Genomic DNA, 24243 nt, shown 5'->3' with positions numbered 1-24243 from the left:
TCGTTCATGCGCTGCTGGCAGCCGCAGGATCCGGCGTGCGGCCACGGCACCATGTGCGCTATGTCGCCTTGACCACGCACTTTGCCTTGGCTGGCGCTGGCGTGCCGGCGAACCCACCAATGCATGCCGCTGGTTGGCGCCACGCAGCAAGGAGCCGCCGAGCTCCACCCTCGGCGGCCGGTCTGAACAGCGTCTCCCCCGCATTGCTCAGTCTGGCAGCAGCTCGATCCGCCATGTGTCCAGCAGCGCCTGAATGTCCTCACCGCCGTCAGCCCTCGCTTGCAGGTGCCCCAGAAGATCCTGCTGGCGCGGCTGAGCGAAGACCATGCGATACAACGCGAGGCTGCTTTTAAGCCGATCAAAGCGAAATTGATCCTGACTGAGCGGGAAGTGGAACACCTTGCGTTCGACCGCAACGCCGCCGGGCGTTTCACAGATCCAGTACGGAACAAGGCCAGCCAGTGGCGTGTCCAGATGCGCTGTCTCAGCCTTCTGGAACACGGCCTGCCACGGATCTCCCCCTGCCCCGTCGGGCACGAAGCCCGCCAGACGGGCTACGTTTCGGCGGACGGCCAGTCCCTTGTAACGGTGCACCCGGCCTTCCCGCTGCTCAAGATCCACCGGATTGCCCGGCAGGTTCCAGTGAACGATCGAGTGGCACCAGGAGTGGAAGTCCAATCCCTCCTGCCCCACCGACGTGGACGCCAGAATGAACGGGCGGAAGGGCGAATTGAACGCGTTCTGCAGCGCGTCCTTGCGTGCAACGACCTTGTCATCCTCAGTTGCATTGCCGTAACGCATGGCATAGCGGCAGCGCAGGGACAGTGCGTCGCTGCGGACGAGCTTGCCGTCCTCCAGCTTCATTCCTTCAGGATGCAGCTGGCTGGCGCGCACGTGGCCAGCATCGCTCACGCCCTTCGCGATGGCCTCTGCATGCGTCAACGTGTCTTCCGCTGCCTTCTGCTCGTGCAGCAAGTGAAGGTACTCGTCCAGCAGTGCCTGTAGATTGCCTTCTGCACAGTAGGAAATGGCGCGCCGCCAGTACACGGCGCCCTCTTCGTGCGTGATGATGGCGATTGCTTCCGGCATGTTCAGCTGGCGCCGGAATACGTCCGCGATCTTGACGGCCGCCAGGCGCAGGTCGACCTCATCGTCGGCTGGCAACAAGCGCAGCAGTGAACGCAGCGCGCACACGCCCGGCGCCGCCAATGCCAAGTCGGCCAGTACTTCGGCAATGTCGTCGGGACGGGGCCCAAGCGTCTGCAGCGAAGGCTCATCGAAGCCAAGCTCCCACACCTGTCGCCAGTACGCTACGTGGCGGGCGAAGCCCAGCCCGGAAACACGGGATGCGCCTTCTTCCTCATCCTCACCAGCGCCGATGGCCAAGTCCTCCTCACCCCAGCACTGATCAGCATCCAAGCCAACGTGTGCGCGCTCCAGCAGCAGCAACGTCAACCAGTACCAACGCACATCAGGGGGACCGGAATGCCTCGGCTCCTGCAGGTCGAGTTCATTGATCCGCCTCCTGAGCCTGGCAATAGTTTCCTGCCGCGCTTCGGCCAGTCGCAGGCGGCCACCTGCGCCGACCGACATCGCCAGCGGATCAACCACCGTGGCCAGCATGCGCGAAGGAAACAGCAGGGTCAGTGCGTTCATGTCCTCATGCCCGCTCTTGCCACCGTTGAAGCGCAGTCGTGCACTCAGCGTCGTTGCAAGGGAATCGTACTTGAGGTCAAGCGCATGGCCTGCGGTGGCCAACTGTTCGGCGTGGTACGACAGAAGACCGGCAATGGCATCGGGAACCATGTTCCAGCTTGAGAACACCAGCGTCTTGCTGAAGTTAGCCGCGTCAGCGTAAGCGCCCTCGCCCGCCCAGTAAGGCATGGATGGCGGCACCCAGAGCAGGCGCCAGCCGCCCTGGTCCTTCATCTCGCTGGCGAGCACGTCCATCCGCGGGTTGGCGGCGACCATCGGATCGTATGCCTGCAACAGGTCCTGCCTCAGCATCCTGTACTGCCGATGCTGGGACAGCGTGTTGCCCATTGCCTTGGGTCCAGCACGTTCCATCAGGCGGCGCTTGAAGGTGTATCCGTCTTCACGCATGAAGTTCAGTAGATAAGGGCTGGAGCGCCAGAACTCCATTACGTCATTGGCCCCGGCCTCCCGTGCCAAGGCATCCACGCACGCGTAGTCAGCCAGATCCTCCGGCGTCAGCGACAGCGCAAGCGGCACGTCCTTCACCATGGCATCGCGCCCCTGGGTCACCCCGACGCGCTCAGTCCGGCACATCACCCGCTTCAAGCGCGACTCGATGGCGTGCTTGAGCAGTGCGGCATTGGCTCGTGCTGCGCCAACGCCCACCAACGCTGCCCGGAAGGCGGCAAGGTCGGCGCCCAGTGCGGCAACTTCGGTCGCATCGTTGAACAGGAATTCCGCCGTCGCCAGGAAGTCCTGGTAGTGGTCCTCCTGGTCCTGCTGGGCCACCAGCATCTTGTAGGGTGTGGCCGAGAGCAGCAGCACGCGCGGCCTGCTCTCGTGGTCGAATAGCTCCTGTGCAAGCTTCGCCGCAGATGATCCTGGCGCAGCTTCGTCGTCAGCCTCCGCGTCCTGTACAACAAGCAGCTCACGGAAACGCTGGAACTCATCCAGCACCACCAGGTCGGGCTTCAGTGCCTTCAGGCAACAATGCGCCAGCGTGGTGCGCAGCCACGCAGTAAGTTCCCGGGCTTCGGCACGCTCATCATCCTCCAGTGGGCGCTTCAGGCGTCTGGCATGCCTGTCGCAGACCTCGATGAGTTGCTTCAGCCGCTTCTTGTCCAGCGACTCCATAAAGGCACGGGTAATGGCCGCGTCCGGCTCGTTCACGCCCTCCTCGTGTTCGAAGTTCTGCCGCCAGCGATCGCCCAAGCCGCCGCGCAGTACCCAGGCCAAGCCTTTGGGATTGAGCTTGGGAACGCCCTGCAGCATCCGATGGATCAGGCTGCGCTCGATTGCCAAGCCGCCGCCTCGGGTTGTCTGGAACGACGTGCCGGGCGTGAAGCTGATGAAGTTGACGCCGGCGCCGTCCAGACCCCCGTCGGCCAACGCCAGCGGAAGCAGTGTCAGGCGGGTCGCGCGTACCGCTTTGGTGGAGTGAAGGCGCAGACGTTCCAGGTTCTGCGACGCGATGGAAGCGTTGGAGCAGATGTAGATGATGTCCATGCGCTCGTTGGCGGCCGTCTTGTGCGCAACCACCCGCGCGATCAGCCCCTTGGCGACCTGTGTCTTGCCCAGGCCGACTTCATCGGCCACCAGGAACCGCAGCGCCGGGTCGGCATCCTCGTACATGCGGCGGAACGCGTGGTCCACCGTCCTGCGTTGGAAACCCTTCAATCGTTCCAGAACGGGTGTGGGATCGAAAGGATCGTGGTTCCTGCCCATCATGCAGCCTCCTTGCCAATGGCATTTCCTACTACGCTCCACAGCGCCAGGAACTCGTCCGGCAAGCACGGCTGACCGTCGAATGACTTGCCGTGCAGGCGCTTGACCATGCGATCGATCGCCTCGAGCCGTTCGGGTTCGCGTGCGTAGATGCGCAGCATCTGTTCGAAAAGCGGGAAACTGGCAGACAAGCCGTAGCCATCCTTTCCGTTCCTGCTACGGCCCAGCGGCTGAACATGGTTTCCACCGCCTGTGACGGTGGGGTCATCCAGCAGCAGTCCCAGATAGCGCAGGAACGCCGCGCGACTGCCCAGCAGCTGCGCCATCAGGGCATCGCCCCGGTCCTGCGGTGCGCCTACCAATGAAACTTCCAGCGCAAAGCGCAGCGGTGCAACGTCCAGCGCTTTGGCGCGCGCGTCGACCAATGCCACCTGGAAGCCGACCAGCGAGCTCACCTCGTGGCTGGAGAACGTCCCCAGGTCCGCCTGACCCGCGTGGAGGGCACGGGCCCGATCGCTGGGCACGGCCAACGGCCACGCTTGAACGCTCGCACCGTCCAGCATGAAGTCCGGGCAGGAAAGCGAGAGTTTCCAACCCGAGTCCGGGTGGGCGTCGCAGCGCAACGTCCAAGCCGCCGCCGCGATCTGACGCCGCATGCCTTCCAGCTGGTCCTGCAGCTGGCGACGTTCGGCAACCGCGGCGTCCTCGCCCTGACCGGGCGTGTAAGCATCCAGCAGCGGCTGGAGATGCTCGTCCAACCACTGCCGTGGCGCGGGAATCCGGTTCACCGTGCCGCTCAGCTCGGCCACCACTTCCACGTTGCTGCCCCGCTGCACGACCGCATTGGTGTAGTTGGCCGAACCAACGGCAACATGCACCCGCTGCCCACGCTGGAACACAGCCAGCTTGGCATGCAGCCCCTGCAGTGCATCCCCCTGCCCCGCCTCGTCGCCCTCTGACAGGACACTGTCTGGCTTCAGCACGTAAGCTTCATCGTCGTTCAACCCGGCGCTGTCCGGAAGCGCGTCCAGCTCATCGGCACGACTGACCAGCCTGAAGTCACCTGCGCAGGCCGCGCGCAGCGACTGCAGCGCCGCCGCGCGCACGAAGGGGGAAACGATCAGCACATCCTGGGTTTTTCCATCGCTTTCAAACGGCGCCCACGGCTGCGGGCGCTTGCCGGTACCCAGCACATGAAATGCCAAGCGGGTGAAGCCCTCCGGCAACTCCCACGCCGCGCGCTCGATATCCTTGGCCAGCGATACGATCATGTCCTGCCGCTCCTGATCCGGCGGCGTGCCCTGCACGTTCTGCGGCAGCCAGCGCAGGAAGTCCGCAAGGGGCTTGTTGTCGGGCTGCCTGGCCTTCTGCGGCACACCGTCCAATCGCAGGCTCACGTCCCAGCAGCGGTCCCAGGTCAGGTTGCGGGTCAGCACCAGCAGGCGGACAACCGGGGCGGGCTCTGCGGCGCCATCGCTGGCGACATAGCGCAAGGCCCACAGCTTCGGGTGGAATGCCCCGCCGTGGGGTGCGCAGACCTCATGCACCATGCCTTCGGCCAGCACCGCCAACGCGTTACCCGCCGGCGGCGCCTCCATTCGCCCACGCTCGCAGAAAACGGCCAGCCTGCGGCTGGCGCGGCGCAGCCCTTCCACAAGCCGCAACGGGTCTTCCTCGGCACTGTTGTCCTTGTCTGCCAGCAATGCGATGTGCGCAGGCAAGCCAAGCAACGCGCCCAGCGACAGGCTGTAGGTCGTGGCAACGCCGGCGTCGAACCGGTAGCCGCTCGGCGGCTGCAGCGCTTCGGTCAGGGTGCTGCGTTCAGATGGCTGGATCATGCGGCCTCCAGGCCGTGCAGAAGGTCTGCCAGATGGCGGCGGGTGATGCCCCACCGGTAGTTCAGAACGCCCAGGCCGGATGCACCGCCCCAACGATCCAGGTTCTCGGCTTTGAAGCGCGACAGATTGTGCTTCAACGCACATTCGCGGTCACGCACCAGCTTGCGCGACTGCGGGGAATCGGCGTGACCTGTCCTGACCAGCTTCAGCCAGGCGTCCACGAACTCACGGGTCCTTGCATGGACCGGACGTCCAGCACGCTCGACCTGCTCCCAGAAACGCTCTACGTTCCAGTCGCCAATACCCGAAGCGGGCACGCCGTCGATCCATGCAGCCAACGCCTGGCTGTACTCCTTGCGGCGATCCTCGTTGCCGGAGGCTTCGGCCAATGCGAGGTTGTAGACCAGCGCAGCGCCGTGGGCCAAGCCAGAGAACCGACGTGCATGTTCAACCAGCTCGCGCAGCGGCTGTGGCGCCGTGGATATCTGCGGATGCAGCCACGGGAACTGCGCGTCAGCGCACTCCTTCAAGCGCACTTCATCCTGCGCCAGCCACACCAGCAGCGTGTGCGGGTGATGGATCTTCCATTGCTCGCGGATGAACCGGGCCTCCTCTGCCGTCAACGACAGGGACCCTTCTTCCAGTGCGCTCGGTGCGACCAGCTTTTCCAGCGATGCATGCCAGGTCTGCGCCGTTGGCTCCAGGTCCTCCATGCCGTCGTCGCGTGCAAGCTTGCTGCTGCGGTCGCTGCGGATCTGCGCAATCGCAGAGAAGTAGTCCTGCTGCGAGCCCGGGCGGGCAAGGATGCCCCACGAACGCATGCCTGCCCAGTACACGGAACTGGCCAGTCGCTTGAGGTTGTGGCCGGAGTCGCGCCCGAAGGCGCCTTCCTCGTCTGCCAGACGGTCATTGAGCGCCAGCTCGTCCTGTCGCGCACGCTCGGCGAAGTCTCTGGACCGCACCTTGGACGCTTCCAGACCAATGAACAGCCTGGGCAGCAGCAGCATGTAGCGCAGCCGGGTCTGGATGACGGAGGTTCCCGGGAAGAGCTGATCGGAAAGGGCATCACGGATCCCGCCGATGCCCAGTTCGTCGCGGGTCTCGGGCTGATCCAGCAACGCAAGCAGGGTCGTGCTGCGCGCGTGCGCAGCGGCGTCATGGTCGAGCCATGTCAGGCTGGAAGGCATCTCAATCCCTCCCGCTGGAAGATGTGGGCTTGAACGCACGTCGCGCACTACCGCGCGTGCGCTGCATCTGCTGGTTCATTACGGTCCCCTGGTTGGCGTGTACTTCGGTGGAATCGCTTCAGTAACGCTGTGCGGCACTGCGATGGCGGGCCGCGATGTCTTCGGCCAGTGCGGCCGGCGCCAGAACACGCACTGCGGCGCCCAGGCCCAGCAGCCACCATCGCAACTGGGCGGAATCGTCCACGGTGGCACGCAGCCGAGGCACCAGACCGTCGCCCAGGTCCAGCTGCTGGTCACTGGAGAGTGGTGTCTCGGCCAGGTGCTGGGCCAGTGCTTCATCAAGCTCCAGCTCGACAGCCAGCGGTCCTTTGCTCTCGAAGCCCGCAGCAACGCGGCTCGCGTAGCTTCCGAGTTCGAACGCTTCGGCGCCTTCGGTGTCTGCGTCGAGCATGCGGGCGCGCTGGATGCGATGCAGTGACAGCGTGGTGGTTTCCGAGCGCCCCTCGATACGCCCGGCCAAGTAGCTGGACGTGCCGCGCTGGATCATGCCGTAGGGGTGGAAGACGTACTCGCTTGCGTCGGTACGGCCGCGGGCCACGTAGTCAAGATGCAGCTGCTTTTCACTGAACAGCGCCTGGTGCACGTTGACAGCCACCTCGGTATCCACCGTGGCGGGCAGCAGCGACTGGCTGGCCGGCACCACGGCAACCTTCTCGTGCCATCGCCGGGTGGAGCGCACCGTGCGCACTGCGGCAAGCGTCTTCTCAGCCTGCTCGAAGAAGGGCGTCAACGCTGGCCAGTGGTTGGCGGGCAGCAGTCCCTGCAGGTTGCGCTGCGCGGTCAGCAGCACCACGGCCTGCGACACGGACATTCCGGGCATGCTGAAGGCCGCCGCACCGCGCATCCATGCCCAGCCATAGGGCTTCTGGAGATCATTGCTTTCAATGGGAAACTGCAGCGACAGCGCGTTCAGGTCGCGCTCGATGGTGCGGGTTCCGCCCTTGTAACTCTCTGCCGCCAGGATCTGCGCCAGTTCCTTCACCGTGCGGTAGTGCGGGGCGGGCTGCAGCAACTGCAGCAATCGCCACTGCCGCGCCAGCGAAGATCGATTATCGGTTTCCACCTTGCCATTCCTTTGTACGTTTCACGGCACCGCAGTACGGGGCTGATCCGATTCAACCAGAGGCTGCGACATCGGGTGTCGCAAGCGGGTGCTCCGGTCAACAACGGGTTCCATCCCCTTGGTCGCCCGATTATGTTGAATCCGGTCACACTTTCCCAGCGGCCGGCACGGCCTTCCTATGCCCGCCCATGGAACGATGTGTGCACTGGCGGACCCTCAAGTCCTTGATGCATCAGCCGAACGCGCGGGGTGCCAGCGGTGCGCAGATGGATTGCCGGGACCGACGAGCCTGCCACTGAAGCCAACGCCACGCGTTGATCAGAACCACGCGACACCATTTGTCGCAGCCCTCCGCAGAATGGCCACCGACGGACCGAAACGGGGCATGGATGCTCCACCCAACTACCCAATAAAGGGACTGCATGTTCAAGTTCATTGGTGCAACGGTGGTTTATGGCTTCGCCCTGTACGGGTTGGGCCGCTGGCTGGCGGACCAGCAGTCTGTCGGCGCTGACGATTAAGGCGGCGCGCGCAATGTGGGGGCGTGCCCCGAAACTGACCTATCGCTGCCGGGACTGCGGCTGGAAGCGCACCACGCCCCCCACCGGGGATGTGCGCATCGAAGGCCTCACGTGGTTCCGCAACTGCCCCGAGTGCCGATCGACCGCACTGGAATGTGGCAACGCTAGCGCCATGGACGCGCTATGGCAGGGCCTACCCGAAGCCTGGCGCAGTACACGACGTTCGGACTAGTTCCCTTGCCAGATACGCCATGCATAATGGCCAACGTAACAGGGGGACAAATGGATTCAACTGCTCTGAAGGAAGCGCACCGCCACATTCGCGATGCGCAGCCGGACTCTACGCGCGTGCGCCTGCATCGCGCCATCAGCTGGCTCAACCGTGCCGAACAGGAAGACCGGGATACGGACGCACGTTTCTTGTTCCTGTGGATCGCACTCAACGCGGCCTATGCGCAGGAGTTCGGTTTCGAGAATGCCGAGCGCGAGCAATTGCGCAGGTTCTTCGACACATTGCTGGCACATGACACGGAAGGATGCCTGCAGGACATTCTGTTCAAGCAGTTTGCCGGCCCCATCCGAACACTTGTTGCGAACCGCTTCGTGTACGCACGCTTCTGGCAGGCCCTGCGCGAGCACGACAGCAGCAACCGCTGGGCCGAACGCTTTGCCACGGACCAACGGCTGGCGCTGCAGGCCGTGGTTGAACGGCGCACCGAGGTCGTGCTGTCCATCGTGCTGGACCGCCTCTATGTGCTGCGCAACCAGCTGGTTCACGGCGGTGCCACGTGGGACAGCCAAGCCAACCGGGCGCAGCTGCGCGACGGTGCCGCCATCCTGGGTCAGTTGGTGCCGGCCATCCTGCAGTTGATGCTGCGGGACTACGCCCCCGAGCTGGGCGATGTGGCTTACCCGATGATCCCCAGCTGAGTGAACCGCAACGTACCGCTATCAGGATTCGCCCTGGGAATGACCAACCCGTCCACGGCGAACGGCTCCGCTCATCTTCTTCACCACAATCCAAGGAAGAACACCATGATTGACGTGACATCCAATGAAGCGCTGAACAAAGAGTACGAGCGCCAGCGTTCCGAGCAGCGCGAGAACCAGCAAAAGCCAAACATTCTGGTGGCTGGTGGCACCGGCTCGGGCAAGAGCAGCCTGGTCAACCTTGTGTTCGGCGACGATACGGCGGAAGTAGGCGCTGGGCAGCCCGTGACGCGTGGCATTGATCGTTTCGAACACGACTCGTTCGTTCTGTTCGACAGCGAAGGCTATGAGAGCGGCGAGGAAAGCCAGGCCAGCTATCGCAGGAATATCCTAGGGGTCCTTGAGGACCACCGCCGGCATGGTCGTGACGCGATCCACCTGATCTGGTACTGCATCAGCCTGGCCGGGCATCGCGTGCTGAACATCGACATCGAGACGGTCAACGCTATCAAGGCGAAAAAGATTCCGGTGTGCGTGGTGCTGACTCAGGCCGACAATGCCAGCGAAGAGGAAAGCGAAGCCATGCGAGAAGCGATTCTTCGCGAGTGCGTCGGCGTGCCGTTCTTCGAAACCTCCACGGATCCCATCGTTGGGCTGAGCACCGACCCGTTGATCGAATGGTCGGCCAAGAACCTGGACGAGGGCATTCGCAGCGTGTTCCTTTCGGGCGTGCGCGGTGGCATTCCCGCCAAGCAGTCCGAAGGCGTGCGCATCATTCTCACGCACACGGTGCCTGCCGCTGGTATTGCCGCAAGCCCGATCCCGATGTCTGATGCCCCGCTGCTCGTGGCAAACCAAGTGGCCATGATTGGCCGGCTGATTCACCTGTGGGAAATCAAGGGCGCCAAGGCAGCGCTGCAAAGTGCCGTTGTAGGCCAAGCGTTGTCGATTGCTGGCCGTTCGCTGGCCGGCAATGCGCTAAAGCTCATTCCGGGGGTTGGGTCCGCCGGCGGCGCGGTCATCAATGCAACTGTGGCATCCACCCTCACGGGGGCGGTGGGCTATGCAGTCAACGATATCTGCGCCCGCATCTATTCCGACACGCTGAACGGTACGCTGAAGGAAATCGCCTCGTACTTCGATGCCGGCGTGGTCAGTGAGTTGGTGAAGGGTTACCTGAGCACCAAAGAGCCGGAAAACGCCTGAAGCACCATACGGGAAGGTACCCGCCTTCCCGTTTCACGAGCCAGAAACCATGAAGATCAACGCCCTGGTGCTTGGAAAATCCGGCGCCGGAAAGTCGTCCCTCATCAATTATTTGTGGGGTTCCAAGCAACGCGACATAGGCGCCGGGCGCCCAGTGACACCGGAAGAGGAAAACGGCCGGATCGGCATCTATCCCTCCGATCCACTGCAGGTCGCCGGACATAGCATCGTGATCCACGACAGTCATGGCCTGGAAGCAGACCAGGCGGAAAGGTGGTCACGTGTGGTTCGCGAACAGATGAAGCTTCTGGAGTCCACGGACTCGCCGGAGGATTGGTTCCATGCGGTGATTTACTGTGTGGATGCCAAGCGCTCACGCCTGGGGGATTTCGAAATCGAACATGTCATCCGCCCCCTGCTGGCAGAGGGGCACCCGGTGACCATCGTGCTTACCAAATCGGACCTGGCAAGTGAAGCAGAGGCGGGGGAGATCGAGAGAGTGATTCGCTCCCGCATCAGCGGCGACGCCAAGATCATCAGGATTGGCAGCGAGGAAAAGCTGCTCCGAAATGGCAAGAAGGTTTCCGGGTTTGGGAAGGAACAGCTCATCGACTGCCTCCTGCATGGCTTCATTCGGGGTATCAGCTTGAAGTTCGAGGCACGCTATCGGGAGCACTTCGCCAAGCACTGCATCTCCTGGCGAACGAAGACGCTGGACATGTTCAAGGACAGGAAGAGCTTGTTCCGCAGTACGGACACGACCCTGCAGGAGGTCGAGGCGTACTCGAAGGCCACGCTTGATCAGGAGCTTGAGCTTCTGTCGGCGTGGGCCACTCAAGTTCGCAATCGCCTGCTGGCGATATCCTTGGCATTTGGCCGGGTGCTGGACGTTGATCCCAGACGCTCGGGACCGGCCAAGGCCCAAGCCGAGCGGTTGGCTGGGGACCGGCTCCAGCTGGTGACTGCCGTCAGCGCTTGGGCATGGGTCAGCTCTAGCTTCGGGTTTGTGAACATGCTGATTGCGGCATGGAATGCGCCCTCGCCACAAGCGATGCTGGAGCTCCGACTGGACGCGTCAATCGAGCGGATGAAGGCGGGCTTGGAGGAGCAGCTGGGCAAGCACAATGTGCTGAGCTTGGACCACTTCGCTTAGCAGCCGGGGTCACTTGCTACGGCCGCAAGTGACCCTTGTCCGTTCCCCGCACCTTGGATTGTGCGACCTGTCCTGGACGGAGCACTGCCATGGACGCAGCGGACGTCCGCCCCTGCACGCTGGAGCCGACCCGGCCAATGCCGAGCCCGAAGCAGTTGCGTGAATGCGAGCGCCTCCGCAACGGCATCCTTGAGCTGGGCTGGCACGAAGGAAGAGAAAGTAGCAAAGATGTGTAGCGGGACTCGTAGTTCTTCAATTACCGATTGCGGAGCTCACGGCTGCGAGTCAGCACATCCGTCCCTGCTGAAGCATCAGCCGAACCCACGTACGCCCGCGACGCCACGGTTACGAACATCGCTCTGAACACGGACAAAGAGTCCATGACTGCTCACCGCCTCCTCCGGGGAAGCATGCGCAGGGTTCCCCGGAAGCAGCTCATCAAGCGCTTGTTGCCTGTAGTGGCTTCGTATCGTGTCCGATATGGGTCCTTTGATCGCTTCCCATATCTTGTTTATGGAGGTGGGCAGATCCCAGCCGTCCTCAGACTGTGTGCGCAATAGATCGCTGGTCCACAGTAGTTCCATAGCCGTCTTCCAAGTTGACGGTCGCTCCATTTCCTTCATTTCATTGAACAACTGATAGCACGCAGAAAGCCTGGTTTCGACCGATTCCGGATCATCACTCAACAATGGCCCGCCCGCCGTCTGGACAGTACTCAAGAATTCGCTGAAGCTCCTCAGATCGATCTCTGCCGCATCCAGATCAACTGCGAGGCGCCGAGCATGGCTTATCCAAGGGGTGATGAATTCAAGGATGCTGACAGCACGTCGAACCCGGGACCACATGTTCGCGTGCACTCCGAGCACTCCGTACATAGTTCCTTGGTCATCCAATGATGGCGCCCAGATGACCTCTGCAGGGCGGTATGGGCCGGCATAGGGAAGCCTTCCTACCAGGCTTATGTACTGCATCATCGCTTCATCGAAGCGGACAAGATCCGCCGCCTCAGCAATGATGAGGTTTCCATCCCACTCCGCATTGTCACGCACACCCTCTCCTGGCGGGTCAATGTGAATGGTCTGCAGCTCATTGGAGCCATCCACGTAAGTGTAGACGCACACTCTGTCTCCGATGGGGTGCACGCGAATTACATGAGTGATGGGGCACAAGAATGCGATCCGCTCGAATTTGCACGCCTGCTTCATCCCGTCACAGGCGTTGCGGTTGTCAAAGCTCCCCAAGGAGCCCTTCGCTTCCACGGCAGACCATTTCCCCGTTGCATCCTCAACAATGTAGTCGGGCGAATCAGATTCATGGTTCTTTCCGATGCCCATGACCTGCACAGCGGCGTGGCCTGCAATACTGAAGTGCCAGAACCTTGGCGGCGGGCCTCCCTTGGCTCGGGCGGGGTGGGCATGCCAACTTTCGGTTGCTACGCGAGCATAGATGCTGCCAATGGCATAGCCAAGCGAGGCCCTCTCGCTGGACTGCAGCGTGGCTACATATGGCTTTAGGGCCACTGCCAGAGAGCCCCCGGGTGCCGACGGCGCAACACTGAAAAGAGACCGCACCTGCTTGCCTTGCCGTCGCAAATAGCGGAGGAGATCTTTCCGATCACCAAGGGTCATATGCACGCGGTAGAATTTGCTGTTGCCATAGCCGCAATCCGCTGCCGCCGCCAGAAATCCGGCGTCGTAAGGAGAGAGGAGATTCTGTACTGCCGGAGCGGCTAGCGCGAACTGACCCAAGAAGGCTCTGGGCACGAAGGTGATCGACGGCTTTCCCGCCGCAGGAATCATAAAACTAATATGGCTTGCCATAGCACGACCTCTCCTTAGTTCTGTGTTGGTACCCGACACAGATTCCAGCTGCCTTCGATATCTCTTTCCGTGCACATCATCGGCTGATCCTGTCGAAACTTTACAGCCCCCTTCTCCTTCGTTGCCACGGCCGGGCATTACGCCGTGTTGTTAAGTGCGTGGCGCAGCCGGTCCTTTCTGTACGCAGGTGCTCTCTATGTCTGGACCGGCCGGAGCTTCACCTTCCTCCCCTAATCTTTCACCAGCGTCATACCCACGTTCTCGTTTGGCGATTTCGCGCTTGCGACGTTGAATGCCACCGGCGTGATGCGCATCTCGATAAACGCCATCCAGCTTCCACGGCTGCGCCTTAGGGCCGGGCCCCGGTTGAGCGCAATGCAGCCCCAAACGCACAGTCCTGACCCGCTCGACGGACGCCGCCGATGCTGCACGCCACTATTGGAGAATGACAATGACGCCGATCAATCCCGCATTGCTGTCCGCCTTCAACGCCGAGCTTCTCTACCTGTTCGCCATCGACCACCAGCATAGTGGTACGGATTCCTGCTGGGCTGCTACGCAGACCTGCCGCCGCGCGAGGCGGCGCTGGCGTTCGGCAGCGACTACGACCTGGAGCGCGACGATGCGCTGTGGCCACGGCCGGGATTGGCGCCGCAAAGCGAGCGGTGACACATTCGCCACTCTTTGCACTGCGGCCCCGATAGCGATCTGTCGCAATTGGGACAGCACCACACCGGAACCGTGCAGCGTGATGCCCATACGAGTGGCTGCTTAACATCGCTCGAAAGCCCTGCGCCGCAGGAGATGCGCCGCTTCCGCGCTATGCGACAATGCCGTAAGCGTCAGCATTTGCAGCCTCAGTAGCCTGCGACTTCTTGGCATTTGGCATCTGTGCGGGTACACCTTGGCATGCCACCGAAAAAGGGTGGCGCGGGTGTCGAAAACCCGTTCTGTAGCGATGTGTTTACGCTTGCCAGCCGGCGTCACCTTTGTGTGGCGCCGGCTGGCAATCCGTTCGCGTTCCATGGCGGGCGGTGCGTGGGGGTCTTCGGACCCACCGGCTTCGCTACAGACCGGTTTTCGAGCCACGCATCGTCCGCCGCCTCTATCGGTGGCGCTGCTGTCTGTCCTGTACGGAGCATTGCCATGAACGCATCGGAATTCCGTTCCCTGCACGCGCAGTACGATTCGGCCAACGCCGAGCCGGAGCACGAACTGTCCGCCGATCCCAACGCCTTTGTCGCCACACTGCGACGCATTGGGACGGGGGCAGCCTCAGACGGCCAGCCTTGGCCGGAGCGGCATCAGCTGCCTGGGCGTTGTCTGGAACTGGCGGACGCGGACTGCGCTCTGGCCGGCCTGCGTGTGGTGCAGGAGGTGTTGCTGGCAGCAGAGCGCACGCGGCAAAACGGTGCTGCGGAGGAGTACCTGGGGGACCGGGTGATGGAAGGGCTGATGATGGCGTGCGTGGGGTTGACCGCGCAGGTGGTTGAGCGCTTGCGGGTACGCGAGTAGAGCTCCAGCACATCAACCCCAATCACAAAGTGCGGGCCGCTGACAGGTAGTCGTGGCGGCCACTTATCCCCCCCGATCTGCAGGACTTCCAGTGAAGTCTCTAAGGCACGCAGTTCTATGTTTGGCAGCGCTGATTGGCTCAGCGCTCGCGCACTTCCATCTGCCAAAAGGCGATCTGGAACTGAAGATCTACCCGAAGGTCTCGGATGCAGAGTTTGCTGTGATGCACGAGGGCGCCCTAAGCCTAGTCGCTGAAGATGCAGCGCTCGGTGTCGGACGCTTTGCGGCCAGGCACTTCGAGCTAACCTGCCGAGGCGAGCCAGTTCTGCTGGTGGACAACTCCTCATCACAGTTGCTCATCATCGGCTTCATGAACCCAGTCCCTGAGGCACCTTGCGTTCAACCTCTACTGCACCGCTGGAATAGCCGACTACTCCCGGCCGGCTAGAGCTTTTCAACTTAACTCCGCGAACGAGACGTGCTGACGGGCCGGAGCAGTCTGCGGCTTGCGCTGATACGCCGCGTTTTTTTATCCTAAGCCGTTAGCGGCTCATGGTGTCGCTTACGGCATACTTTCCCCCAAGGCGCTACGTGCGGTCGCGGACAGGGGGAAGGCTGTGAGTAGGTGGACTGAAGACGAATTGGCTGCTGCCGTTGAGGCGTATCGCCAAATGGAGGCGCGTCTTGCCAATGGATCAGGCCTTGAGAAAGCGAGGGTCTATCGGGAACTGGCAGCCCGCCACGGACGCACGTCCAAGGCGTGGGAGTACCGCATGCAGAACATTTCCCATGTTCTAGATCAGGCAGGCAAGCCTTGGCTACCCGGTCTTCTTCCAGCATCGAACGTGGGCGCAAAGGTTGAGCCGAAACTTGCCAAGCTTCTCGGGCTTTCTGGTGAGACGCTCACATCGGTCTTTGGCCCTACAAAGGGACTGTTGGAGCAGGAGGCCAAAGCGGCGGAGGCATCTGGCAGTTTCTCCCCAACAGATGGGGTGGACGAGAGGCAGCGTGTGCTGGCAGCTATCGTTCGGCGCCGCGGACAGCCTGCCTTCCGTAAGGCGCTACTGGACGCGTATGGCGGCTGCTGTGCTATGACGGGATGCAATGTGGTCGATGCGCTTGAGGCGGCCCATATCCGACCCTATTCCGGCCAGGCGAGTAGCGTGGTCAGCAACGGCCTGCTGTTGCGCGCAGACGTTCATACCCTTTTTGACCTTTACCTTATCGCCGTAGACCCGGTGTCCCTGCGGGTGTCTCTGGCGCCTGCATTGCACCAGTCAAGCTATAGCGACCTTGTCGGCAAGGAACTGGCGTCCCCAGTATCAGCGGCACTTTCGGCCAGCCCTGATTCGCTAGCCTGGCACCGGTCGCAGTGCGTCTGGGCGTAGAGCCGTAATGGTAATCCCCCTCTTTTTAGCAACCGCCAAAAGTGGGACTAAGCAGCCAATGCAAGCTTCTGCATCGGCGTAATGCCTCCAAGCGCCATGTTCGGGCGCTCGTTGTTGTACGTCCGACGTCCCCCAAGATTGAGTAGCGAAGCGGTTTGGAGTCCAATCCTCAATAACAAGGAGATTGGACGTGAAGAAGCGCTTTTCCGAAGAGCAAATCATCGGCTTCCTACGCGAGGCTGAGGCCGGCATGCCCATCAAGGACCTCTGCCGCCAGCATGGCTTCAGCGAGGCCTCGTATTACCTGTGGCGCAGCAGGTTCGGTGGCATGAGCGTGCCCGACGCAAAGCGGCTCAAGGACCTGGAGGCGGAGAACACACGCCTGAAGAAACTGCTGGCAGAACAGGTCTTCGAGAACGACGTCATCAAGGATGCGTTGCGAAAAAAGTGGTGACCGCGCCGGCGCGCAGGCTGCTGGTGCGGAGCATGGTCGAGAAGGGGCTGAGCGAGCGGCGAGCGCTCACGGTCGTACGGATGAGCGCGAGCGCACTGCGCTATGAGCCTCGGCCCGACCTCAACGTTGAGCTGCGCGAGCAGATCGCTGCGCTGGCGCACCGGCACAGACGCTACGGGGTGGGCATGATCCATCTGAAACTGCGGCAGAAAGGACTTGTAGTGAACTACAAGCGAGTGGAGCGCTTGTATCAGGAAGCGGGCCTGCAGGTGCGTCGCAGAAAGCGTAAGAAGGTGCCGGCAGGCGAGCGCCAGTCCCTTCTGCGGCCGTCCGCCGCCAATGAGGTGTGGTCGATGGACTTCGTGTTCGACCGTACCGCCGAAGGCCGGGTGATCAAGTGCCTGACCATCGTCGACGACGCCACCCACGAGGCTGTGGCCATTGAAGTGGAGCGGGCAATATCCGGGCAAGGCGTGTCCAGGGTACTGGACAGACTGGCCATGCAGCGCGGCCTGCCACGAGTGATCAGGACAGACAACGGCAAGGAGTTTTGCGGTAAGGCGCTGGTGGCCTGGGCTCACGAAAAGGGAGTTGCCCTGCGTCTGATCGAACCGGGCAAACCGAACCAAAATGCTTACGTCGAGTCCTTCAACGGACGGCTGCGCGACGAATGCCTCAACGAGCACTGGTTCCCGACATTGCTTCATGCCCGCACCAGCATCGAAAGCTGGCGGCGCGACTATAACGAAGAAAGACCCAAGCGAGCGCTTGGCGGGCTAACCCCCGCCCAGTACGCCGCGCAGTTGGCGGCGAAGAACAATAACATCAGCACCGGACTCTAAATCCACCCACTACTCAAACCGGGGGGACGTCGCACCTGGACGAGCAGCTGATGCTGGGCTGGCTCGCCTGCTCAACCGCACCGCGCTTGAACTCGGCACCGAACTTTCTACGCTTTGACATGAACACTCCTCATGGCCTGAATCGGCCTTTTTGTAAGTGTCCGTGAAAGCGGGGGTGAACCCCGCTGTGCGGTCTGGGAGGATCGGATGGCGATGAGTAGGCATTCCACGGCGGATGTGGAGGGTGGCCTGGGCGTAGAGATGAGGTATCCCCGCGTAACGCTAATTGATTGGCAGCATCTGGAAGCAGCCGCTCGCGTGCTGATGCGGCGGTACAGGGCCATCTCCCCTGAGAAGTTCTGTCAGCCCCACGTCGACACACTCGGCGGTGCTGAATCGAGTGGTCGAAATACATCCCCATCTAAGCGAGCGCTATCGCTTAAGTAAGGCCAATCTGGGTCATCGAGATCGACCAAAAATAGAGCATGACAGATGCGTCGATGGCTCAGCAGTAATTTTAGCAGGCTAGCAACCTACGGATTCTCATTCCACGCTACCGCTGCCATCCGCGAATTTGGCGTGAGATCGTAATATTATCGACGGACGGATAGTCTCGCCTGTCTGCGGGCAAGGAAATAAACTGCTGCAACCCATTCGCGAAGGAATTAATACCTCCCGCAAGATTCGCACGTCTAAGTTCTGCCACCCTCGTCTCACTGATCTGAACGCCGTAGTCTTCGGCTATCGAGACCAAATTGGTGTCGTACGCCTTGTGGTGCAAAGCACAAAGCGCGACACCGTTGCATGTCATATCCGTACTAAAGGGCGCCGCGACTGGAACAATATGCGCAGCTTCAATCAACTTCAATTGAATTCCGCACATCGCGCACCGGGAAGAATAGGCTGCGAGAACTCTCCTGCTAAAATCTGCCTCTCTGTATGCGCGAAAAATCGTCGAGGCCACTCTTGGACGGGGAGCATAATCTCCTTTCTCCGCCACTCCCAGCAGGGGAAGCTCATTGAGAACATTGAGGTCTTCCATACGCCCGCCATGAATAGCCACGACATTCGCAGCATACTCAGCAAGAAGCTCCGGCCTGAAGGCAGCGACTATTTCCCCATTCGCTCTTTCACCTACAGCAAATCCATTCTCATAGGCTCCGCGCAGAATATCCTCTCGAATCTGAGCGGAAGGCGAGCCAGAATCCTGCCCCTGATGCATCCCGAGGTTCCATGCTGCGAATACTCCGTAGCCGGCATGCCAGCCGAGAAGTAGCGTCGTTTCGCCCAAGTAAAACCTCGGAACCACTCCAGTAAACTGAATTCTATATTCATTCAACGCACGAGCTGCGCCACCGCCATGCGTGCAGTTCCAGATAAAAATACGGAGATTGTTCCTCTCCCGACCCGATCGCTCCAATGAGATGCCGAATGGCTTACCAGGGCTATGAACGAAATAGTTCCAGCCCGAATCGCTCAACGCATTACATACCACCTCGAGCAGAGCTGGCGCCCTGAGAACTGCAGCCATATCCTAATCCTCCTGATTACCCCATACGGCAAATATTAACTAACCCGAACCTTCATTAATACAATCAAACAAAACCCGACCAAACTTCTCAGCCACTAGCGGAGGCACTGCGTTTCCGATTTGCCTCCACTGACGCTCGATGGTCCCTTCAAGCATGAAATCATCAGGGAAAGTCTGCAGCCTTTTAATCTCTTCAATACGCAGAATTCTGCTCCGCCAGTGGAATGGACCCATATTATTTGACCGCCTAGCCTGTATCGTCCAGGAGGGAAGCTCACGACTCAACTTGAGAAGAAACGACCAATATCGGGATCTCCACTTAAACTGCGGGTTTTCGTGGCCTCTCTCCTCAGTGAAGAAGAGATAATTTTCCCCAGGAGGAATCTGACAAAGGAGTTCATGATGCTTGCCTCCAGCGAAGTGACCCTCGAACGACGCCATCTCCTCAGTATCGAGATCACCAAGTGCGGCTCCGGCAGTCACCCACGGTAGTACGGACTCTCCCGGCACTTTGCCATGCGTCGGGATAGGAGATCTTGGCTCATCACCCTTGAACCCCATAACGAGGCATCTTTCGCGGATCTGCGGAACACCAAAATCTGCGGCATTTATGATGGTTACAGTTGTTTTGTATCCGAGCTTTCGCGCCGAGTCCAAAATATGGTCAAGTGCCTCTTTGTGGACACCATATGCAAGTCCTTTAACGTTCTCTAGCAGGAACGCTTTTGGCTTAGCCTCTTTGAGAACTCGAAGGTAACCTCCGACCGTTTCTTTTGCCACAGGATCTTCAAGAGCTCGAGGCTTATCCGTACGGTAAAACCGGCTCTTTGAGAATGCAGGGCAAGGAGGCCCACCAATTAGGAGATCGACCTCACCCGGTTGCAAGCCGGCTGCCTCCAGTAGTTCAGAGGTACTAAGGTCACCAATCTTCCTGACAATGAATGGAACGCCGGGAAAATTCTTCTGGTATGTTTTGCTACAAAGCGGTTCGGCATCTGTTGCTACCCGCACTTTAAAGCCCGCAGCTTCGACCCCAAGATCCATACCTCCACAACCGGAAAATAGGCTGATGCAGTTCAACGCAGGCAGTGCCTTCTTCACGAATCCTCCAGGGAAGCCATTACGCTAGCGACCATTGCTTTCGCCACAGGTACGGGCACAGCATTTCCCATTTGCTTAACCCTGTCTCGTCGGCCACCTGCGATCACATATTGATCGGGGAAACCCTGCAGTGCGGCAAGCTCAACGGTACGCAAGCGGCGAGAACTCCAATGAAAAGGCCCTGTCCAAGGCCCTGGGCTGGCGGCGATAGTCCACGAAGGACGATCAGGAGAGAGTTTCAAGAGAAAGTTCCAGAATCTAGTTTCAGTCACAAAGGTAGGAGACGGATGGCCTGCCCACGCGGTATGTGCCTTATAGTTCCAACCAGGTGGAACCTCCTCCAAGTGCCGCGCCCAGCGGCCACTCACAACCTCTTCAGGCTCAAAGTACTCGGGCCCGGCGAAACGAGCAAGCGCCTCACCTGCTGACACTATAGGGAGAAGGCCGAGATCGGGATCAGCGGAGTGAGTAATAACGGGTGTTTCGGGGTGTTTTATCTTTGAACCAAGTACAACGACTCGCTCACGCGCCTGGGCCACCCCATATTCGACTGCCTTCACCACCAACTCCGTGATGAAATAGCCGTCCTTCTTCGCGGCCTTGATTAACGCATCATAGACGGGCTTGTTTCTCGGATGCTTAATACTTGGAACATTTTCAAAAACAAATCCGTCTGCATTGGTTTGTTTAACGATGCGCCAGTATTCTTTAACCAGATCGCGGCGAGCATCTTCTTTGGCCTTTGTACTCGTTAAAGGCTTCTCAGCTGCCAGGCCATTTGCGCGAGCGCGCCGATAGGCAGCATCTGCGCCGTCATCAGTCCAGTATGCCGCCTTGGAGAATGGCTGGCACGGTGGGCCTCCCACTACAATCACAAGATCCGTCTTACTAATCCCGGCAACCTTCAATAGCTGGTTGGCAGAAAGATCAGACACGTCAGCTTCTACAACTCGACCATGGATGCCGGCGTTTGACCGAAGCGTTTCACATGCGACGGTGTCAAGTTCGACGCTCGCGGCAACTTCGCTGCCAGCTTGGTGGGCCCCCACCCCCAGGCCTCCTGCGCCAGCAAACAGGTCAATGACTTTAATTTTCTTCTTTGGCATCGCAATGAATCTCAGACTTCTCTAATAGCTCAGCGCGGGGATGCGCTCCACGACGCATTGGAATTCTTCCGCGTCGCAGATACTGAGAATGGCTACCCCAAACATACAACGCCCACTTGGTCTGAACCAAGTGGGCGCCGGTTGGCAGGAGCTACTGCAATGCAGTAGCCCTACTGTACAGGATCAATCAAACCCCAACAGGATTAGCCTTCTCCGGATCAATCTTGTACTGCTTGATCGCCCGGGCCACATCCTTGGCCGTCATCTTCCCGTCCTTCGCCAGCGCCGCAATCGCGGCATGTGCGATGTAGTACCGGTCCACCTCAAAGAACCGACGCAGGTTCGCACGCGTATCCGAACGGCCAAACCCATCCGTACCCAGCACCGTGTAGCTCATCGGCACGAACGCGCGGATCTGGTCCGCATACGCACGCACGTAGTCGGTCGCGGCAATCGCCGGGCCCTGGCGGCCTTCCAGCAGCTCGGTCACGTAGGCCTTGCGCTGCTCACCTTCCGGATGCAGGCGGTTGGCACGTTCCACGTCGAAACCATCGCGACGCAGTTCGTTGAAGCTCGGGCAGCTCCAGATGTCGGCGGTCACGCCGAAGTCCTTGTCCAGCAGCTCGGCCGCGGCAATGGCTTCGCGCAGGATGGTGCCCGAACCCAGCAGCTGCACGCGCAGCTCGCCCTTCTTCGGCTTGCCGGCGTCGGTCAGCAGGTACATGCCCTTGACGATGCCTTCGGCCGCACCTTCCGGCATTTCCGGGTGGGTGTAGTTCTCGTTCATCAGAGTGACGTAGTAGTACTCGTCAATCTGATCTTCCATCATCGCCTTGGTGCCGTGCTGCAGGATCACCGTCACTTCGAAGCCGAAGGTCGGGTCGTAGCTGCGCACGTTCGGAATGCCACCAGCCACCAGATGGCTGAAGCCATCTTCGTGCTGCAGGCCTTCACCGTTCAGCGTGGTGCGGCCGGCGGTACCACCCAGCAGGAAGCCGCGGGTACGCATGTCCGCTGCCTGCCAGGCGATGTCGCCCACGCGCTGGAAGCCGAACATCGAGTAGTAGATATAGAACGGCAGCATCGGCACGTTGCTGACCGAGTAGCTGGTACCGGCGGCCATCCACGAGCTGATCGCACCCGGCTCGCTGATGCCCTGCTGCAGCACCTGGCCGCTCTGGTCTTCGCGGTAGAACATCAGCTGGTCGGCGTCGACCGGCTTGTACTTCTGGCCGAACGGCGCGTAGATGCCGATCTGGCGGAACAGGCCTTCCATGCCGAAGGTACGGGCCTCGTCGGCCACGATCGGCACGATGTGCGGGCCCAGTTCCTTGTCGCGCAGGGTGATGTTCAGGCTCTGCACGAAGGCCATGGTGGTGGAGTAGCTGCGCTCGCCGCTGCTCTTGAGCAGGCGCTCGTAGCTTTCCAGCTTCGGTGCGTTGAAGCTCTTTTCGGCCTTGCGGCGGCGCTGCGGCAGGTAACCGCCCAGCGCGGCACGGCGTTCCTGCAGGTACTGCACTTCCGGCGAATCCGGGCCCGGGTGGTAGAACGGCACCTGGCCGTCGGCCAGCTGCGCGTCGGTCACCGGAATGTTGAAACGGTCGCGGAAGTGGCGCACCGCTTCGTCGTCCAGCTTCTTGGTCTGGTGGGTCGGGTTCAGTGCCTCACCGGCGCTGCCCATGCCGTAACCCTTCACGGTCTTGGCCAGGATCACGGTCGGCATGCCCTTGGTGTTCACGGCCTGGTGGTAGGCGGCGTACACCTTGTGCGGGTCGTGGCCGCCACGATTCAGGCGCCAGATGTCGTCGTCGGAAAGACCGGCCACCATCGCGGCGGTTTCCGGGTACTTGCCGAAGAAATGCTCGCGGGTATACGCACCGCCGAAGGCCTTGCAGTTCTGGTATTCGCCGTCGACGGTTTCCATCATCAGCTTCTTCAGGACGCCATTGGTGTCCTTGGCCAGCAGGGCATCCCAGTAACCGCCCCACAGCAGCTTGATGACATTCCAGCCGCCGCCACGGAACACGCCTTCCAGTTCCTGGATGATCTTGCCGTTGCCGCGCACCGGGCCGTCCAGGCGCTGCAGGTTGCAGTTCACCACGAAGATCAGGTTGTCCAGGCCTTCACGGCCGGCCAGCGCGATGGCACCCAGGGTTTCCGGCTCGTCGCTCTCGCCGTCGCCGATGAAGCACCACACCTTGCGGTCGGACTTCTCGATCAGGCCACGGTTTTCCAGGTAGCGCATGAACTGCGCCTGGTAGATGGCGGCCAGCGGGCCCAGGCCCATCGACACGGTCGGGGTCTGCCAGTACTCCGGCATCAGCCACGGATGCGGGTACGACGACAGGCCGCCGCCGTCCACTTCCATGCGGAACTTGTCCAGCTGCTCTTCGCTGATGCGGCCTTCCAGGAAGGAACGCGCGTAGATGCCCGGGGCGCTGTGGCCCTGGATGAACAGCAGGTCGCCCGGATGGTTTTCGCTCGGGGCGCGCCAGAAGTGGTTGAAGCCCACGTCGTACAGCGTGGCGCCAGAGGCGAACGAGGCGATGTGGCCGCCCAGGTCACCCGGCTTGCGGTTGGCGCGCACCACGGTGGCCATCGCGTTCCAGCGGATGATCGAACGGATGCGCCATTCCAGTTCGGCGTTGCCCGGGCTCTTGGCCTCCAGCTGCGGCGCGATGGTGTTGACGTATTCGGTAGTGGGAGAGAACGGCAGATAGGCACCCGAACGACGGGTCAGTTCCACCATGCCTTCCAGCAGCTGATGCGCGCGCTCGGGGCCCTCGACATCAATAACGGCCTTCAACGACTCGATCCACTCCTGGGTTTCCACAGGATTCAGGTCGTTGTTCAGCACCTCGTTCAACCAGTTCATTAGCGCTCCCATTACCGCACGCACGCGCGCGACTGTTGATAGATTTCTAGACCGCAAAGTGTAGCGCACCAAGGGCTTTCGTCACTTGGCTACGCTGGCGTATGGATGCAGGCCACCCATGTCTGCAAGGCCTGTCCCGGGACGTCCACCGGCGGGACAAAGCGCTGACAACGCGCTGCGGCAGGCCGCTGTGGCTGCCTGCAAGGGCTGCGCCAGCTGTCGCTTGCGGCCTG

Annotated in this window: 15 protein-coding genes and 1 pseudogene; 7 read left to right on the top strand and 9 right to left on the bottom strand. The window is 61.0% G+C overall.

From position 1 onward, the window contains the following. Window positions 1–207 precede the first annotated feature (207 nt). The 4 genes from D0Y85_RS02280 to D0Y85_RS02265 all read right to left on the bottom strand — a co-directional run bounded on the left by D0Y85_RS02280 (window position 208) and on the right by D0Y85_RS02265 (window position 7568). The gene (locus tag D0Y85_RS02280; RefSeq protein ID WP_240329325.1) at window positions 208–3423 is read right to left on the bottom strand and encodes a helicase-related protein; all 3216 of its coding nucleotides are present in this window, start codon (window positions 3421–3423) and stop codon (window positions 208–210) included. Continuing rightward, complete coding sequence (locus D0Y85_RS02275) at window positions 3420–5258, bottom strand: phospholipase D family protein (RefSeq protein WP_117309386.1); 1839 nt, start codon at window positions 5256–5258, stop codon at window positions 3420–3422. Before D0Y85_RS02275 ends, D0Y85_RS02280 begins: the two co-directional genes overlap by 4 nt. Further along, on the bottom strand, window positions 5255–6445 hold the full coding sequence (locus D0Y85_RS02270; protein WP_117309385.1) for a DUF6361 family protein: 1191 nt from the start codon (window positions 6443–6445) through the stop codon (window positions 5255–5257). The genes D0Y85_RS02275 and D0Y85_RS02270 overlap by 4 nt, the downstream gene beginning before the upstream one ends. 118 nt (window positions 6446–6563) lie before the next feature. Continuing rightward, complete coding sequence (locus D0Y85_RS02265; protein WP_117309384.1) at window positions 6564–7568, bottom strand: WYL domain-containing protein; 1005 nt, start codon at window positions 7566–7568, stop codon at window positions 6564–6566. A gap of 803 nt (window positions 7569–8371) precedes the next feature. Between D0Y85_RS02265 and D0Y85_RS02260 the strand changes: the two genes are divergently transcribed. Genes D0Y85_RS02260 through D0Y85_RS02250 form a run of 3 tightly spaced genes read left to right on the top strand, consistent with a single transcriptional unit; the run spans window position 8372 to window position 11378 of the window. Beyond that, a complete protein-coding gene (locus D0Y85_RS02260; RefSeq protein WP_162887604.1) occupies window positions 8372–9019 on the top strand; it encodes a HEPN domain-containing protein in 648 nt (215 codons plus the stop codon). Window positions 9020–9058: 39 nt separating this feature from the next. Further along, complete coding sequence (locus D0Y85_RS02255; RefSeq protein WP_117309382.1) at window positions 9059–10225, top strand: GTPase; 1167 nt, start codon at window positions 9059–9061, stop codon at window positions 10223–10225. A gap of 49 nt (window positions 10226–10274) precedes the next feature. Continuing rightward, a complete protein-coding gene (locus tag D0Y85_RS02250; RefSeq protein WP_117309381.1) occupies window positions 10275–11378 on the top strand; it encodes a GTPase domain-containing protein in 1104 nt (367 codons plus the stop codon). A gap of 311 nt (window positions 11379–11689) precedes the next feature. Here the strand turns inward: D0Y85_RS02250 and D0Y85_RS02245 are convergent, their stop codons facing one another. Then, entirely contained in the window at window positions 11690–13198 is a 1509-nt protein-coding gene (locus D0Y85_RS02245; RefSeq protein ID WP_117309380.1) for a hypothetical protein, read from the bottom strand. 451 nt (window positions 13199–13649) lie between these two features. Here D0Y85_RS02245 and D0Y85_RS20830 point away from each other — a divergent pair. The 4 genes and pseudogenes from D0Y85_RS20830 (at window position 13650) to D0Y85_RS02225 (ending at window position 17397) form a co-directional block, all read left to right on the top strand. After that, window positions 13650–13867: pseudogene (locus D0Y85_RS20830) on the top strand (hypothetical protein). Window positions 13868–14344: 477 nt separating this feature from the next. Further along, on the top strand, window positions 14345–14713 hold the full coding sequence (locus D0Y85_RS02235) for a hypothetical protein (RefSeq protein WP_117309379.1): 369 nt from the start codon (window positions 14345–14347) through the stop codon (window positions 14711–14713). Between the two features lie 773 nt (window positions 14714–15486). Continuing rightward, window positions 15487–16101, top strand: coding sequence for an HNH endonuclease (locus tag D0Y85_RS02230; protein ID WP_205420722.1), 615 nt, complete (start codon window positions 15487–15489; stop codon window positions 16099–16101). A 172-nt stretch (window positions 16102–16273) separates the two neighbouring features. Beyond that, window positions 16274–17397 (top strand): IS3 family transposase gene (locus tag D0Y85_RS02225; RefSeq protein WP_117309378.1). Its coding sequence is split into 2 segments (ribosomal slippage): window positions 16274–16550 and window positions 16550–17397, totalling 1125 coding nucleotides; the frame shifts between segments, so codons are not numbered across the junction. 553 nt (window positions 17398–17950) lie between these two features. Here D0Y85_RS02225 and D0Y85_RS02220 read toward each other — a convergent pair. From D0Y85_RS02220 to aceE, 4 genes are all read right to left on the bottom strand, one after another. Then, window positions 17951–18928 carry an HNH endonuclease gene (locus D0Y85_RS02220; RefSeq protein WP_117309377.1) on the bottom strand — a complete coding sequence of 326 codons (978 nt, stop codon included), beginning with the start codon at window positions 18926–18928 and terminating at the stop codon, window positions 17951–17953. Window positions 18929–18967: 39 nt separating this feature from the next. Then, complete coding sequence (locus D0Y85_RS02215) at window positions 18968–20029, bottom strand: DNA cytosine methyltransferase (protein ID WP_240329323.1); 1062 nt, start codon at window positions 20027–20029, stop codon at window positions 18968–18970. Next, the gene (locus D0Y85_RS02210) at window positions 20026–21135 is read right to left on the bottom strand and encodes a DNA cytosine methyltransferase (RefSeq protein WP_117309376.1); all 1110 of its coding nucleotides are present in this window, start codon (window positions 21133–21135) and stop codon (window positions 20026–20028) included. Before D0Y85_RS02210 ends, D0Y85_RS02215 begins: the two co-directional genes overlap by 4 nt. A 187-nt stretch (window positions 21136–21322) precedes the next feature. Further along, window positions 21323–24010 (bottom strand): pyruvate dehydrogenase (acetyl-transferring), homodimeric type, encoded by a 2688-nt coding sequence (gene aceE / locus D0Y85_RS02205; protein ID WP_117309375.1) that lies wholly within the window; start codon window positions 24008–24010, stop codon window positions 21323–21325. Between the last annotated feature and the right edge of the window lie 233 nt (window positions 24011–24243).

The sequence above is a fragment of the Stenotrophomonas sp. G4 genome (assembly GCF_003428825.1).
Taxonomy (GTDB): domain Bacteria; phylum Pseudomonadota; class Gammaproteobacteria; order Xanthomonadales; family Xanthomonadaceae; genus Stenotrophomonas; species Stenotrophomonas indicatrix.
This window is presented reverse-complemented; position numbering and strand designations above follow the sequence as displayed.

Bases quoted from the DNA above. Each gene is read 5' to 3' on its own strand.
- D0Y85_RS02280 (WP_240329325.1), bottom strand. From the start codon at position 3,423: ATGATGGGCAGGAACCACGATCCTTTCGATCCCACACCCGTTCTGGAA.
- D0Y85_RS02275 (WP_117309386.1), bottom strand. From the start codon at position 5,258: ATGATCCAGCCATCTGAACGCAGCACCCTGACCGAAGCGCTGCAGCCG.
- D0Y85_RS02270 (WP_117309385.1), bottom strand. From the start codon at position 6,445: ATGCCTTCCAGCCTGACATGGCTCGACCATGACGCCGCTGCGCACGCG.
- D0Y85_RS02260 (WP_162887604.1), top strand. From the start codon at position 8,372: ATGGATTCAACTGCTCTGAAGGAAGCGCACCGCCACATTCGCGATGCG.
- D0Y85_RS02255 (WP_117309382.1), top strand. From the start codon at position 9,059: ATGACCAACCCGTCCACGGCGAACGGCTCCGCTCATCTTCTTCACCAC.
- D0Y85_RS02250 (WP_117309381.1), top strand. From the start codon at position 10,275: ATGAAGATCAACGCCCTGGTGCTTGGAAAATCCGGCGCCGGAAAGTCG.
- D0Y85_RS02245 (WP_117309380.1), bottom strand. From the start codon at position 13,198: ATGGCAAGCCATATTAGTTTTATGATTCCTGCGGCGGGAAAGCCGTCG.
- D0Y85_RS02235 (WP_117309379.1), top strand. From the start codon at position 14,345: ATGAACGCATCGGAATTCCGTTCCCTGCACGCGCAGTACGATTCGGCC.
- D0Y85_RS02230 (WP_205420722.1), top strand. From the start codon at position 15,487: ATGCAGAACATTTCCCATGTTCTAGATCAGGCAGGCAAGCCTTGGCTA.
- D0Y85_RS02220 (WP_117309377.1), bottom strand. From the start codon at position 18,928: ATGGCTGCAGTTCTCAGGGCGCCAGCTCTGCTCGAGGTGGTATGTAAT.
- D0Y85_RS02210 (WP_117309376.1), bottom strand. From the start codon at position 21,135: ATGCCAAAGAAGAAAATTAAAGTCATTGACCTGTTTGCTGGCGCAGGA.
- aceE (WP_117309375.1), bottom strand. From the start codon at position 24,010: ATGAACTGGTTGAACGAGGTGCTGAACAACGACCTGAATCCTGTGGAA.